This window comes from Bartonella sp. PS7NMGDW (assembly GCF_042193585.1).
GTDB classification, from domain to species: Bacteria; Pseudomonadota; Alphaproteobacteria; order Rhizobiales; family Rhizobiaceae; genus Bartonella; species Bartonella grahamii.
This window is the reverse complement of the sequence record NZ_JBHILX010000010.1, coordinates 40,409-54,289: the sequence shown is the minus strand read 5'-3', so window position 1 is coordinate 54,289 and position 13,881 is coordinate 40,409. Positions and strand designations below refer to the sequence as shown.

At 42.0% G+C, this 13,881-nt stretch carries 14 protein-coding genes; 10 read left to right on the top strand and 4 right to left on the bottom strand.

Translation table 11 applies throughout. The annotated features are described in order from the left end of the window. The first annotated feature begins 286 nt into the window (after nt 1-286). Nucleotides 287-409, top strand: a complete 123-nt coding sequence (locus ACFIKJ_RS06860) for a hypothetical protein (protein ID WP_375626360.1) — start codon at nt 287-289, stop codon at nt 407-409. A 49-nt stretch (nt 410-458) separates the two neighbouring features. Here the strand turns inward: ACFIKJ_RS06860 and ACFIKJ_RS06855 are convergent, their stop codons facing one another. Beyond that, nucleotides 459-653, bottom strand: coding sequence for a hypothetical protein (locus tag ACFIKJ_RS06855; protein WP_375626358.1), 195 nt, complete (start codon nt 651-653; stop codon nt 459-461). Nucleotides 654-999: 346 nt separating this feature from the next. Here ACFIKJ_RS06855 and ACFIKJ_RS06850 point away from each other — a divergent pair, with 346 nt between their 5' ends. Further along, nucleotides 1,000-1,173: a hypothetical protein gene (locus tag ACFIKJ_RS06850; protein ID WP_375670371.1), complete on the top strand. Its 174-nt coding sequence runs from the start codon at nt 1,000-1,002 to the stop codon at nt 1,171-1,173. 322 nt (nt 1,174-1,495) lie between these two features. Here ACFIKJ_RS06850 and ACFIKJ_RS06845 read toward each other — a convergent pair whose 3' ends face one another. After that, the gene (locus ACFIKJ_RS06845; protein WP_375626356.1) at nt 1,496-1,867 is read right to left on the bottom strand and encodes a helix-turn-helix domain-containing protein; all 372 of its coding nucleotides are present in this window, start codon (nt 1,865-1,867) and stop codon (nt 1,496-1,498) included. 1,777 nt (nt 1,868-3,644) lie between these two features. On the opposite strand from ACFIKJ_RS06845, the gene ACFIKJ_RS06840 reads away from it, so the two are divergent. From ACFIKJ_RS06840 to ACFIKJ_RS06815, 6 genes are all read left to right on the top strand, one after another. Further along, a complete protein-coding gene (locus tag ACFIKJ_RS06840) occupies nt 3,645-3,803 on the top strand; it encodes a hypothetical protein (protein WP_375626353.1) in 159 nt (52 codons plus the stop codon). 317 nt (nt 3,804-4,120) lie between these two features. Further along, nucleotides 4,121-4,339, top strand: a complete 219-nt coding sequence (gene infA / locus ACFIKJ_RS06835; protein WP_004857577.1) for a translation initiation factor IF-1 — start codon at nt 4,121-4,123, stop codon at nt 4,337-4,339. Nucleotides 4,340-4,614: 275 nt separating this feature from the next. Beyond that, nucleotides 4,615-5,307 carry a Maf family nucleotide pyrophosphatase gene (locus ACFIKJ_RS06830; protein ID WP_375648872.1) on the top strand — a complete coding sequence of 231 codons (693 nt, stop codon included), beginning with the start codon at nt 4,615-4,617 and terminating at the stop codon, nt 5,305-5,307. A 21-nt stretch (nt 5,308-5,328) separates the two neighbouring features. Beyond that, nucleotides 5,329-5,613, top strand: a complete 285-nt coding sequence (gene yacG / locus ACFIKJ_RS06825; RefSeq protein WP_375626349.1) for a DNA gyrase inhibitor YacG — start codon at nt 5,329-5,331, stop codon at nt 5,611-5,613. Between the two features lie 234 nt (nt 5,614-5,847). Next, nucleotides 5,848-5,994 (top strand): hypothetical protein, encoded by a 147-nt coding sequence (locus ACFIKJ_RS06820; protein WP_375670370.1) that lies wholly within the window; start codon nt 5,848-5,850, stop codon nt 5,992-5,994. Between the two features lie 83 nt (nt 5,995-6,077). Next, nucleotides 6,078-7,286 (top strand): MFS transporter, encoded by a 1,209-nt coding sequence (locus ACFIKJ_RS06815; protein WP_375670384.1) that lies wholly within the window; start codon nt 6,078-6,080, stop codon nt 7,284-7,286. A 428-nt stretch (nt 7,287-7,714) separates the two neighbouring features. Here the strand turns inward: ACFIKJ_RS06815 and ACFIKJ_RS06810 are convergent, their stop codons facing one another. Both ACFIKJ_RS06810 and ACFIKJ_RS06805 read right to left on the bottom strand, forming a co-directional pair. Then, nucleotides 7,715-8,080, bottom strand: a complete 366-nt coding sequence (locus ACFIKJ_RS06810; RefSeq protein ID WP_375670369.1) for a helix-turn-helix domain-containing protein — start codon at nt 8,078-8,080, stop codon at nt 7,715-7,717. A 359-nt stretch (nt 8,081-8,439) separates the two neighbouring features. Continuing rightward, entirely contained in the window at nt 8,440-8,823 is a 384-nt protein-coding gene (locus tag ACFIKJ_RS06805) for a helix-turn-helix domain-containing protein (protein ID WP_375670368.1), read from the bottom strand. A 999-nt stretch (nt 8,824-9,822) separates the two neighbouring features. On the opposite strand from ACFIKJ_RS06805, the gene ACFIKJ_RS06800 reads away from it, so the two are divergent. Together ACFIKJ_RS06800 and clpB are read left to right on the top strand one after the other, a co-directional pair. Next, a complete protein-coding gene (locus ACFIKJ_RS06800; RefSeq protein WP_375625376.1) occupies nt 9,823-9,969 on the top strand; it encodes a hypothetical protein in 147 nt (48 codons plus the stop codon). Nucleotides 9,970-10,558: 589 nt separating this feature from the next. Beyond that, on the top strand, nt 10,559-13,138 hold the full coding sequence (clpB, locus tag ACFIKJ_RS06795) for an ATP-dependent chaperone ClpB (protein WP_375670367.1): 2,580 nt from the start codon (nt 10,559-10,561) through the stop codon (nt 13,136-13,138). Nucleotides 13,139-13,881: the final 743 nt, after the last annotated feature.

The following is a 13,881-nucleotide window of genomic DNA, read 5'->3' as shown; positions in this document are numbered from 1 at the left end:
AATTTAAAATTTTGAAAATTATCTGAATAATTTTCTACAGGGGTTTGTTTATTAGAGGCAAACCTTTTTTTTATCTAATTTTTAGATGTTTTTTCAATGTGAAGCCTTTTTTAGAAAAAGGTAAGCATCTTGATGATGACTCTCCTATTTGTTAATATATTGATTTATAATGAAATCATTTTCAACGTGAAGCACAACGCTGAATAGAATAAGATTTTCTCATCATCAGTTCTCTTATATTGAATCAATTAAAATTACTTGCTTGCACATCATGAGCGGGCGGGCCATGTGGGTCAAAACTTTACAAGAAAGGCATAACTTTAATGAATTGGCTCTTGAACTGAAGGCTGTCGGCAACATTAGAAGCTGGCAGAATTTTTGTGATAGTGCCGGTTTTGTTCCTGCATAAGCGTAAAGATAAGGAGGGTTGAATGGATTTTATTCCCTTCATGGGGGCTTTACCATGCCTTTATGGATAGCGTTTGCGAAATGGGTGTGACGAGCGTTGAGAGATCTGTCTTTAAAACAAGCGTGTGAATATGCAACGCAAGTATCGTGTGTTTTGTGCGTTTTGTCTTACGAAAAAATACTGACTTATAAGGATAAGTTATCGTTGCGAATGTTGAATGAGAAAAACGAAAAGGTTCTCTCATTTCAAATTTTCTTCTAGTCAATCAATTAAATGTACTCTCGTACGTTACAAGAAAGCACTGGGTGTAAATAAAAGTTCTTTTAAAAGTCGTAAAATGCTTCTTATGAACCCTTTTGATAGCTAGAATTTGTCGAAAAATTTTATGTTGGTCAAGGGAAATAATAGGGCGGTTTATATCTATGATTTAAGTAAAAATAGGAGGATTTAAATGAAAAGGGAGGCGAGATTTTAAAGACAGTTGTCGAGAACGTTATTGTGTAATGATTTTTTACAGATTTTCTGATTTCTTTAAATATGTAAAAACATAAAAACGGAAATGTGCAAAAAAGGAAGCTGGGACTTTATGCGTGGTGTGTGATTTTATCATGGCATGGCATGGCATGGCATGGCATGTGATGAGAGGAGTGGAGGGAAGATTGGGGTGTGGGGATAAAGAGTCTTATGAAGGGAGGGGGCGTTTTAATGAAGAGGTGGGTGTGTTGACGGGAGAAAAGATTGGGGTGTGGGGAAGTTGCTTTTGACGTGGGATTGACCGGTGCTTTGCGTGATCTTACTTTAGGGTGGTGAAGGGGCAAGAATATTTTAAAATAGGACGTATCTGTCGCGTTTGATGAAATATCATCCTTTGAGGGGTGGTGATCTGAAATCAGCAGGGGAATTCGCTAGAGTAAGAAGCTGTATTGTTGACAAACCTATGTTTACAAAGCGGTGCGAGAGGAATTTGAAAGTTTCGTTTGGCTGCTTTCTGTAAATGTAGAGAAGCATCAAAACGTTGATCCGTAAAATAAAAATGTATATCCGTAAAATGATGCGGAGGGATTTATGCTTTGTGTGCGCTTTTGCTTAATCAGAAATCAACCATAAGATTGCTTTTTGTTTTTTCGGCTGGAGCTCTCTAAAATTTTTTAAAAGGGCGTGCTCTTTTTCGCTATAGGTGTATTGATTGTGGTGTAAGAGAGTTTCTTTTGTTGAAAGATCTTCTTTTGTAGCAAGGTCTGCATAAAAAAAGCTTATGGGAACATCTAGTTTTTGGGCGATTTCGAGTAAACACCCTGCGCTTACACGATTGAAGCCTTTTTCATATTTTTGGATTTGTTGGAAACTGACGCCTAAATAGTTTCCTAATGCTTTTTGGGAAAGTCCCATTGAAATGCGTCTATGACGAATTCTTTTGCCTATCAAAATGTCGATAAAATGTGGATTTTTGGTTGGCACGTCAAGCCCCCCGCCGGTTGCGAGCGCCCTCGCATTGGTATTCCGGGAGTCTGAAAACACTGACTTGACTCAGCTTTTTGCTTTTAGTGCTGAGAAGCACTTGGACATAGCAAAATCTCCTGGAATTCCGGGAAACCTACAAAAGTGGGCTCAATTGTACGCTAGGGTTTAGGGCTTGTTTTCCCTCTTGATCGCTGCGTAGACGATCAAAATCACTCTTTAAGTGATAAAGTAATTGCAGGAGATTGGCAAGAAGAATCAAAGTAATCTTAAAGACTACAAGATTGGGTACTCTTTAAAAAAGTGCGAAATATGGATTATAAATAGCGTTTTTTTCTATAGAGATGTCGATAAAATTTGGATTTTAGTTTGTACTTCAAGCCCCCCTCCGGTTGCGAGCGCCCTCGCATTGGTATTCCGGGAGTCACAAGTACTGAACCCTAGTCAGTTTTTTTGCTTTTAGTGCTTAAAGCACTTGGACATAGCAAAAACTCCCGGAATTCCGGGCCCCCCACAAAAGTGGGTTCTATTGTACGCTAGGGTTTAGGGCTTGTTTTCCCTCTTGATCGCTGCGTGGACGATCAAAATATCTTTTAAGTCATAAAGTAATTTCAGGAGATTGGCAAACAAAAATAGTTTTTATTTATAAACTTTATTTTTTAATGAGAGGCTTTCCGTCTTTCAAACTCTCCGGAACGCTCACCAAAATCATGATTTCAGATCCGCGTTTAATGAGGAGACTAACAATCCTAGGTTCTTAAGGTCAAGGAGACCATTACATGGCGCCTAACGGCGTCCTTGACCCCAAGAACCTAACGGCTTGTTTTGTCTCTCTCACGCGGCTCCGAAATCATGATTAGAAGGGGAGCTTATAGGGGGTGTGGTATCAGGCATATCAATTTATCAAGGTGTTTTTTGTGAGAGTGTGTGATGAATATTTAGGCTGGATTTCCTTTTCTGGTCTGGTGAAATAGTCTCGTTTGAGGGGTGTGATCTGAAGTCCGTGGGGGGATCTGAAGTTTATAGGGGGTGTTGGCTAGGTAAGAAGCTGGGTTGTCGAGTATTGTTTTTAGAGTAGCGCGGGGTGGGGTGGAAGTTTCGTTTGGCTGCTTTCTGTAAATGTGTAAAGGCGTGAAAACGGAAATGTGCAAAAAAGGAAGGTGCGACTTTATGCGTGGTGTGTGATTTTATCATGGCATGGCATGTGATGAGAGGAGTGGAGGGAAGATTGGGGTGTGGGGGTGACGCGGTCTATAAAGGGGGGTAAAGCTGGGATGAAGAGGCGGGTGCGTTGATGAGAGAGAAGAGAGGGGGTAGGGAATGGGAATGAACAGATTAGAAGGGGGGGATAAGAGACGGTGGTGCGAAGGGGATGCATGAAGGATGGTGTGAGGAGATAGGCTTGGCTTATGGTCCTTAATGAAGTGGTGTCATTTGAGGGGGTGATCTGGAGTGCGGGGGGGGATCTGAAGTTTATAGGGGGTGTTGGGTAGGTAAGAAGCTGGGTTGTCGAGTATTGTTTTTAGAGTGGTGTGGGGAGGGGTGGAAGTTTCATTTGGTTGCTTTCTGTAAATGTGTAAAAGCGTGAAAACGGAAATGTGCAAAAAAGGAAAAGGCTTTATGTCGTTAGGGGCGTTGTGGTTAATGATACGCAATGTATGGGGATCGTGTTTTCGAAGGTAGGGAGAGCAACATAAATGGAAGGAGTGGCTTAGAGGAAATGTGTGGAGAGAGGAAAAATGGGGCAAGGCTGTATGGGAAATGCATAGAGAGTGGCGTGTGGGGTGGTGAAGGATGTTGTGGAAGGCTGCGTGAAGAATGGAGGAGGTTTTTGAGAAAAGGAGGGGGCTTTTGGTGTGGGGAGTGGTGTTTATCTGAAGGGCGCATGTTTAAGGTGTGGAAGGGAGAAGGTGAGGAAAAGTTGGAGGGAGGATGATTGTTTGTAAGTGGTGGAGGATAAGTCAGAGGCGTTGGGAAAATGCTTGAGGGGGAGAAAATTTAGCGTAATTTCTCGTCACTCTGAAATCAAGATCATCATAAAAATTGGAGGAAATGGGTGGGTAAAATTGGTGGAGAGAAAGTTTTGTGCCAAAATGTGTGGGGTGATGTTTTTTGAGCGCATGAGAGAGTAAACTTGAAAAACCTTTCTCTTTTTGTTGAATTTTTATTCACAAACTCAAGAAAATAGGGTATGAACGCTGGAAATAACGCACAGCTTAACAAAAATGTGCACTGTAAAGGAAATGTTTGTTTATGTCAAAAGAAGAAGTTTTAGAATTTTCTGGTATCGTTACTGAACTCTTACCGAACGCAATGTTTCGTGTGAAACTGGAAAATGATCATGAAATTATTGCGCATACTGCTGGTAGAATGCGAAAAAATCGTATTCGCGTGTTGGCAGGTGATAAAATCATGGTGGAAATGACACCTTATGATTTGACAAAAGGGCGCATTACATATCGCTATAAGTAGCTTTAGGGGTGGCTTGTGCTTTTTTGTAAAAGCCATCATATTATTTCTATTATTTTTTAACAGTTTTTAAGCTTGCTTTTCATGAGTGAAAAAAGGGGAGTGTTTGAATGGCCTTGAAAAACTGTAAAATTAATGCGGAAAAAGATCAAGGAGATTAATGGCGCTTAAAAAGGGGCTCTTAAAAGGGAGTGCTTAAAAAGGGGCGCTTAAAGGGGGTCGCGTAAAAGGGGGTGTTTAAAAGGGGTGAGAGGGAAGTCGATTGTGAAGGGGTGGAAATGAAAAATATAAGAGAGTGGGGGGAAAAACGTTTGGCAGATGCTCTTACAGAAGAAATTCATTTGGTGCTTGCTTCCGCTTCGCCAAGGCGTTTAGCGCTCTTAGCACAAATAGGGATTGATCCTCAGCAGGTTTGTGCAAGCGATATTGATGAAACGCCAAAATTAAAAGAACATCCTGCAAACCTTGCCAAACGTTTGGCAAAAGAAAAAGCCCTGAAAGCCCAAGAAATTTTGCGCTGGTACAATCAGAATGCTCAAGAAGAATTACCTCAACAGAAAATGATTATCTTGGCTGCTGATACGGTGGTGGCTGTGGGGCGCACCATTCTCCCTAAACCAGAGGGTGAAGACGAGGCTTATGAATGTTTGCGATACCTTTCGGGGCGGGCGCATAAGGTCTATGGCGCTATTTGTGCCTTGAATGAAAAGGGGAAAAAAACCGTAAAATTGGTTGAAAGTCGTGTCCGTTTTAGACGCTTAACCCCTGCTGTGATGAAGGCTTACCTTGCTTCAGGAGAATGGCAAGGGAAAGCGGGTGGCTACGCTATTCAGGGAAAAGCCGGTGCTTTTGTTGTCTATATCAGGGGTTCTTATTCCAATGTGGTTGGTTTACCGTTGGCTGAAACAGCCGATCTCTTGACCGCTTATCACTATCCGCTTTTTACGCACTGGGCTGAAGAAACGCATTAGAAAAACTTTAAGGCAAGATCAATGCAAGGTGAAAACCAAAAAAAAGAGAAAAGCCAAAATGAAAAAAAAGGAACAGAAGAAAAACTAATGAAGGAGCAAATGACAAAGGTGCGCCAAGAAAAAAAAGAGCTCAATTTGCAAAAAGAGACTCGCCCTCCGCATCCTTGTCCGATTTGTGGTCAGATGGCACAACAAAACGCCTATCCTTTTTGTTCCACACGGTGCCGAGCCATTGATCTTAATCGTTGGCTTTCTGGCGCTTATATTTTACCGCCCCCGCCGCAGAAAAGTGATGAGGAAGAATAAAGAGTCCTCTTGAGGAGAGAATGCTCAGAGCGTTTTTTGTGTTGGAGCTTAAGGGGGTACGCGGGATTATCGTAAATGGATTCAAGGGTTGGATTAACGGCTTGCTTATTGTCGTGGTTCGTAGAGATGCAGATTAAGTTCAATCAATGGTGGAAGTGTTAATACATATCTAAGACTTAGCACCAGTGGTTCCCATGGATCATTATAAATTTCTTTGTTGCGGGGAGGTCGATAATGTCTTTAGGGTGTGAGGGAAGAATTGATCATCTCATCAGTATTGCTGAGGTATGGCTAAGGAAAAAGAAGGGCGCGTGTTTTGGTGCAAATAGATGGGGCAGCAAACAATCGTTTGCTGGTGCTTTGTTGCGTGAAAGTTGTTGATGTCTTTAGGGTGTGAGGCAAGATTGATCATCCAATCAATATTGCTAAAGTATTGCTAAGGAAAAAGAGGGGTGCGTGTTTTGGTGCAAAGAGATGGGGCAGCAAACAATCGCTTGTTGGTGCTTTTGCTGGGTAATGGTATGGTGTCATTTGGGGGCTGGATTGATTATATCGTGATTTTGACCGTATCTGTGTTCATCTGGAAAGCTGATCAATATGATGTCGCTTTTATTGGAGCGGCAACATTATTACCTGGTATCGTTCTGTCTAAGCCAATTGGAATGTTGGTAAGTCATCGTTCTATGATCCATTGGCTGCGGGGGTCACTGCTGTTACGGGCGCTATGTACTGTCGGTTTATTGCTGGCGACGAGTCTGCAAGGATTTATTATATTGGCAGTTATTCGAGCGACATTCAATAGTGTCGCCATGCCTGCAATTTCCGTTCTTAGTGCAAATTCGGTGCCTGAAAACGGACGGACTCGTTACTATTCTGTGCTTAATATGATCAATAGCATGGCGAAGATGATAGGACCTGCTTTGGGTAGTGCTCTCTCTGCATTTTTGTCAGATACATATACTTTATTGTTTTCTGGATTTCTGACATTGCTAGGCTTTATCGTGTTTTGTTTTATTGGTGCACAACCTGTCTCGTCGCTAAGAATAAAAAAAGCGAATACCACGCAAGCACAGCAGAGGCTTTATGGGACAACTTGGTATGCCTATGTGGCGGTGATATTTGTGTATTTTGCCATGATCTTTATGGTGAATAATCAGTTGCCCGTTATTCTTAGTGTAATGAAAATGAATAAACAAGCTCTTGGGATGTTGGTATCGGCTTCGGCGATTGGTAATTTTCTCTATGGGTTTTGGCGTGTGAAACAATCAAAGCATAAACCCCTTACAGGCAAAATATCGGAGTTGTTAATGCCGGCAATGTCATCAATGATTGGTTTTGTCATGATCTCAGTGTGCTTTTTTTACTTTGATTTACTCCGTATTGAGACTTTGTTGTTCTGTTTTTTTCTTATTGGAATGGTGAGCGCTTACTTTTCCATATCTTCTAATGTTTATCTGGTAAGCAATTTCAATGAACAGATTGGGGTGGCTTCTGGATGGGTGCAGTCTATACAAAATTTAGCTATGTTGGTGGCGCCCTTTGTTGGAGCGTTTGTTTTAGGTCACACTTCGGCTGGAAAATTGTTCCTTCTTTCTGGATTGAGTGGATTATTCTGTTTATTGGCTATCAGGATATTGGTGAACCGTTCTTTGTCAATTGTTCGTTCTCAATGATTGGCTCATCAACGAAACATGTATTTTAAATCATTTTTCTGAGATTCAGGGGGCACGGGAATAATCCAGCATCGGGAAGCTTTTTCAACGTTATAGATTCAATTTTTGATTTTTACTTAACCGCTCATATGTTTTTTTTCGGGGCTTTGCCTTCTTGACACTGTTCCACTGTCTCGTAAACTCAATAGGGGGCATGGTTTTGAGCAACAATGTCATTTTTGTGTGACTCTGCTTTGCTACGAATAGTCAAACTTTAAACCCCAGTCGCTGATCCTCAAGCAGCTTGGCTTAAAGCAATAACAGAAACAGAAAACGAGCTATAGCGTGAATTATCTTATCATGCTGTAAAACATCACTCTTTGGGGGGGATATCAGGTATGGGAAATTTTAAGCAGGGGGGGAGGATATATTGATCGTTGCATTTTTTCCTAATCAGAAATTAACCATAAGATTGCCTTTTGTTTTTTTGGCTGGAGGTCTCTAAAATTTTTTAAAAGGGTGTGTTCTTTTTCGCTATAGGTGCATTGATCATGGTGTGGGGCATGTATTGAAAGATTTTCTTTTGTGGCAAGGTCTGCATAAAAAAAGTTCACGGGAATTTCTAGTTTTTGGGCGATTTCCAGTAAACATTTGGCACTTACACGATTGAAGCCTTTTTCGTATTTTTGGATTTGTTGAAAACTGACGCCTAAATGGCTTCCTAATGCTTTTTGGGAAAGTCCTATTGAAATGCGCCTGTGGCGAATTCTTTTGCCTATCAAAATGTCGATAAAATGTGGATTTTTAGTTGGCACTTCAAGCCCCCCTCCGGTTGCGAGCGCCCTCGCATTGGTATTCCGGGAGTCTGAAAGTACTGAGCTCTAGTCAGCTTTTTGCTTTTAGTGCTTAAAGCACCTGGACATAGCAAAATCTCCCGGAACCCCGGGACACCCACAAGAGTGGGTTCATTTTTACGCTAGAGCTTAGGGCTTTCAGTTCCCTCTTGATCGCTGCGTAGACGACCAAAATTACACTTTAAGTGATAAAGTAATTTCAGAAAATTGGCAAGAAAAATCAATATGTCATAAAACAGTATTGTTTGAGGGATGTGGTGATATCAGGTATGGGAAATTTTAGGCAGGGGGGGAGGATATATTGATCGTTGCATTTTTGCTTAATCAGAAATTAACCATAAGATTGCTTTTTGTTTTTTCGGCTGGAGCTCTCTAAAATTTTTTAAAAGTGCCTGTTCTTTTTCGCTATAGGTTTCTTGATCATGGTGTGGGGCATGTATTGAAAGATTTTCTTTTGTAGGAATATCTTCTTTTGTGGCAATGTCTGCATAAAAAAAGTTCACGGGGACATCTAGTTTTTGGGCGATTTCCAGTAAACATTTGGCACTTACACGATTGAAGCCTTTTTCGTATTTTTGGATTTGTTGAAAACTGACGCCTAAATGGCTTCCTAATGCTTTTTGGGAAAGTCCTATTGAAATGCGCCTGTAACGGATTCTTTTGCCTATCAAAATGTCGATAAAATGTGGATTTTTAGTTGGCACTTCAAGCCCCCCCTCCGGTTGCGAGCGCCCTCGCATTGGTATTCCGAGAGTCAAAATACTGAACCTAAATCAGCTTTTTGCTTTTAGTGCTCATCGCACTTGGACATAGCAAAAACTCCCGAAATCTCAAGATATCCGTAAAGCGGGTTCGTTTTTACGCTAGAGCTTAGGGCTTGTCTTCCCTCTTGACCGTTGCGTGGACGATCAAAATCACACTTTAAATGATAAGGCAATTTCAGAAGATTGGCAAGAAAAATGAAAATAATTTCAAAGGCTATAAGATTGGGTACTTTTTAAACAAGTGTGAAATATGGATTATAAATCGCGTTTTTTGCTTAATCAGAAATGTCGATAAAATTTGGATTTTTAGTTGGCACTTCAAGCCCCCCTCCGGTTGCGAGCGCCCTCGCATTGGTATTCCGGGAGTCTAAAAGTACTGAATCCGAGTCAGTTTTTTGCTTTTAGTGTTGAGAACACTTGGACATAGCAAAAACTCCCGGAAACTCAAGATATCCGCAAAGCGGGTTCGTTTTTACGCTAGAGCTTAGGGCTTGTCTTCCCTCTTGATCGGTGCGTAGACGACTAAAATTACACTTTCAGTGATAAAGTAATTTCAGTATATTGGCAAGAAAAATCAAAAATATTTTTTATTCTGTTATGCCATAAAACATCGCTCTTTTAGGGGGGAAGAGCTAGAATATTCATGATAGGGCTTGATTTGTTGAGTCTGAGGAAGTGCTGTCGTTTGAGGAGGGGTGTCTGAAGACTGTAAGGGGATTAGGCAAAAAGCTTTGTTCGTTTATAGACTATTGTTTATAGAGCAGCGTGGGGTGGTGAACCTTTCCTTTAGCTTTGTTCTGTAATAATGTAAAAGCGTAAAAATGTGAATCTGTAAAAGTGAAGTGGAGGATTTGTGGATTTATGCATTGTGCGTGTTTTGGGTCATGTTGGGCTTTTGTCTGGCATGGAATGTGGTGAGATAAATGGGGGGACGCATTTGTGAATGGAGCGGGGAAGTTGGGAGGAAGAGGGGTGTTAAGCGCGTTGGTTGGAGAAGAGTGTGTAAGGGAATATTTTAGGCTGGACTTAACTGCCTTGTCTGATGAAGTGCGTCTTTTGGGGGGTGGTGATAATTATATGAAGTGATCAGTAGTCCTTCCTTAGATAAGAAGCTGGATTGTTTACAGACCAGTGTTTACAAAGCGGTGTGCGGGGCGATAGTTTGGAAGTTTCGTTGGCTTACGTTCTGTAAAGATGTAAAAGCGTAAAAATGTATATCCGTAAAAGTGAAGTGGAGGACTTATGGATTTATGCATTGTGCGTGTTTTGGGGTCATGTTGGGCTTTTGTCTGGCGGGGAATGGGGTGAGATAAATGGGGGAAAGAGTGCTGTGAATGGAGGGGAAGTTGGGAGGAAGAGGGGTGTTAAGTTGTTAAGTGTGTGATGGTGAGGCTTTGCTGGTGGGGCTGTGCTGGTGAGGGCTGTGATGGTGAGGCTGTGATGGTGGGGTTATAGGGGAGTTGCAGTTTTTATTTAAATAATGACAGTGTGCCTTTCTCTCCCTCTTGCTATAGGGCTTGTGAGGACCCATATTCTTTTTAGCACTACGGTTCTTCTTCATGTGGCATCATTTGCGGTGTTTTGTGGGGGGTGGTTGGTCCTTTGAAGATGTCTCTTTTGTGGAATGTTGGGGGAATTTAAAGTGCGGTGGTGGCTTGAGATTTAAGGAAAAAAAATGAACTTGGAAAAATATAGCGAACGCGTGCAGGGTTTTTTACAATCAGCACAAAGTGGTGCCCTTGCTTCTGATCATCAGCAGTTTTTGCCGGAGCATCTGTTGAAAGTGTTGTTAGACGATTCTCAAGGATTGGCAGCATCACTGATACAAAAAGCGGGTGGTGATCTTACTCTTATTCGAAAGGCGCTTAACGAAGCGCTTGATGCTTTGCCTAAAGTGCAAGGGGGAAATGGACAGCTCTATCTCTCTCAGCCGTTGGCAAAAGTCTTTAACATAGCGGAAGATCTGGCGAAAAAAGCTGGTGATCAATTTGTGACTGTGGAGCGTGTGTTGCAAGCGCTGATCATGGAAAAGACCGCAAAAACTGCTGATATTCTTACAAGCGGAGGGTTGACAGCGCAGGCGCTTAATGAGGCTATTAATGATTTGCGGAAGGGAAAAACAGCAACAAGCCCCCATGCCGAAAGCCAATATGATGCTTTGCAAAAATATGCTCGTGATTTGACAAAAGATGCCCGTGAAGGAAAACTGGATCCTGTTATTGGGCGGGAAGAGGAAATCCGCCGCACTATTCAGGTGCTTTCACGGCGGACCAAAAATAATCCTGTGCTTATTGGTGAACCAGGGGTGGGGAAAACAGCTATCGTGGAAGGGTTGGCATTGCGCATTGTTAATGGTGATGTGCCTGAAACCTTGCGTGATAAACAGCTTCATGCGCTGGATATGGGAGCGCTTATCGCTGGTGCAAAATATCGTGGGGAATTCGAAGAGCGCCTTAAAGCGGTGCTGGCAGAGGTGCAAGCTGAAAATGGGCAGATCATTTTGTTTATCGATGAATTGCATAATCTCGTGGGGGCTGGAAAATCTGACGGGCCTATGGATGCTTCTAACTTGTTAAAGCCTGCTCTTGCACGCGGAGAGCTCCATTGTGTGGGGGCTACTACGCTCGATGAATATCGAAAATATGTTGAAAAAGATGCTGCTCTTGCACGCCGCTTTCAGCCTGTCTTTGTACCGGAACCCTCTTTAGAGGATACTATCTCTATTTTGCGCGGTATTAAAGAAAAATATGAACAACATCACAAAGTGCGCTTGGCAGATAGTGCTTTGATTGCGGCGGCGCGTTTGTCTAACCGCTATATTACGGATCGTTTCTTGCCGGATAAAGCTATTGACCTTATCGATGAAGCGGCGGCGCGGTTGCGCATGCAGGTCGATTCAAAGCCGGAAGAACTCGATGCTGTTGATCGGCGTATTTTACAGTTGAAGATCGAACGGGAAGCTTTGAAAACAGATGTCGAGCCAACAGCAAAAGAACGTTTGAAAAATGTGCAGGAGGAACTGAAAACATTGGAACAACAGTCCGCTGAGATGACAACGGCTTGGCAGGCTGAGAAACAAAAATTAGGGCATGCTGCTGATTTGAAAAAACAACTCGAAGAAGCCCGTAATGCTTTGGCTATTGCACAACGTGACGGACAATTCCAACGCGCTGGAGAGCTCGCTTATAGTGTTATCCCTGAACTCGAAAAACAATTGAGCATCGCGGAAAATGATGATCAACAAAATCATCTCGTTGAAGAGACGGTTACTGCTGAACATGTGGCACGGATTGTTTCGCGCTGGACCGGTATTCCTGTTGATCGGATGCTGGAGGCAGAACGGGAGGCGCTGTTGCGGATGGAAGATGAAATTAGCAAACGTGTGATTGGGCAGGGAGAGGCTGTGCAAGCTGTTTCTCGCGCTGTACGTCGTGCGCGCGCAGGGTTGCAAGATCCCAATCGCCCGCTTGGCTCTTTCATGTTTTTGGGTCCTACCGGTGTGGGAAAAACCGAATTAACCAAAGCACTTGCTGCTTTTCTGTTCCAAGACTCTAATGCCATGTTGCGCATCGATATGTCGGAATATATGGAAAAGCATGCTGGGGCGCGGCTGATTGGGGCGCCACCTGGATATGTTGGATATGAAGAAGGTGGGGTGCTGACCGAAGCCGTACGTAGAAGACCTTATCAGGTTATTCTGTTTGACGAAATTGAAAAAGCACATCCGGATATCTTTAATCTCTTGCTACAAGTGTTGGATGAGGGACGTTTGACCGATAGTCAAGGACGTACCGTCGATTTTCGCAATACCTTGCTGATTATGACTTCTAATCTTGGTGCTGAATTTTTAACCGCTTTGCCTGAAGGACAAACAACCGATCAGGCAAAAAATGATGTTATGAATGTCGTGAAAGCGGCTTTCCGTCCGGAGTTTTTAAACCGTATTGATGAGATTATTCTCTTTCAAAGGCTGCAACGTCACGATATGGAAGCGATCGTCGATATTCAGATAGAACATTTGCAAAATTTGCTCAATGAACGCAAAATAACTTTGCAAATCGAGCCAGAGGTGAGAAAATTTCTTGCCGATAAAGGCTATGATCCGCTCTATGGTGCGCGTCCGCTTAAACGGATTATCCAAAAAGAAATTCAAGATCCACTGGCGGAAAATATCTTGTTTGGAAAAATTCACGATGAATCAACGGTGAAAATTACAAAACAAGGCGATCGGTTGGAATTTTTGCCTGAAGATTAAGTGTGGAGAAATTCACGCTATAAAGAGCGGTGATAATCCTATTATGTGATAAAACACCGCTCTTTGAGGCATGCTGATTTAGAAAAATTCACGATGAGACAGGCGGGGTGTTTTATTGCAAAGCAAAGGGAGTGGTCGGTTTTTTTGCATGTTAAATGAGCGTTCTCGAATATCGTAGGATTCTTTTACTTCTGTTTGTCGTGAAAGCTATTTTCTTGCAATGTTATAAGTGAAGTCACAAGCGGGATTGCTTTATTGCTTTGTGGGTAAAAGCGTTAAAGAGAAATGCCGTTTATTCGCCGTAAAATATTGCTCTTTGAGGGGGCTGATCTGTGGCATGGGGGATTTTAGACGAAGATATTTTGACGATGGGTTGGAGTTTTGCTGTTTAAGCAAAAGGTGGAGGATGCGTAAAATGCACTGCTCTCTCATTTTTTTCGGTGATATGCGTTTTTCTGCTTTAAAATTTTGCTAAAAGTTTTTTAAAACTGTTTGATTGATTGCACTCTTGTTAGTGGCTCGTAGATAATGAAGCATGATTATCTGCACAATCAAGTTTGCTCCTTTGCAGTTTTTTAATCAAGATAAAGACTTAAAAACAAGACCCCTAACCTGTTTTTGGTTAAAATTTTCGCTATTCGTTGTTATAAAAGCAAGTTTAAGTGAAGGTGTATATTAAAAATATCATTTATATCTTAATTGATTTTACTTTACTTTACTTATTTGCCAATAAACTATAATAT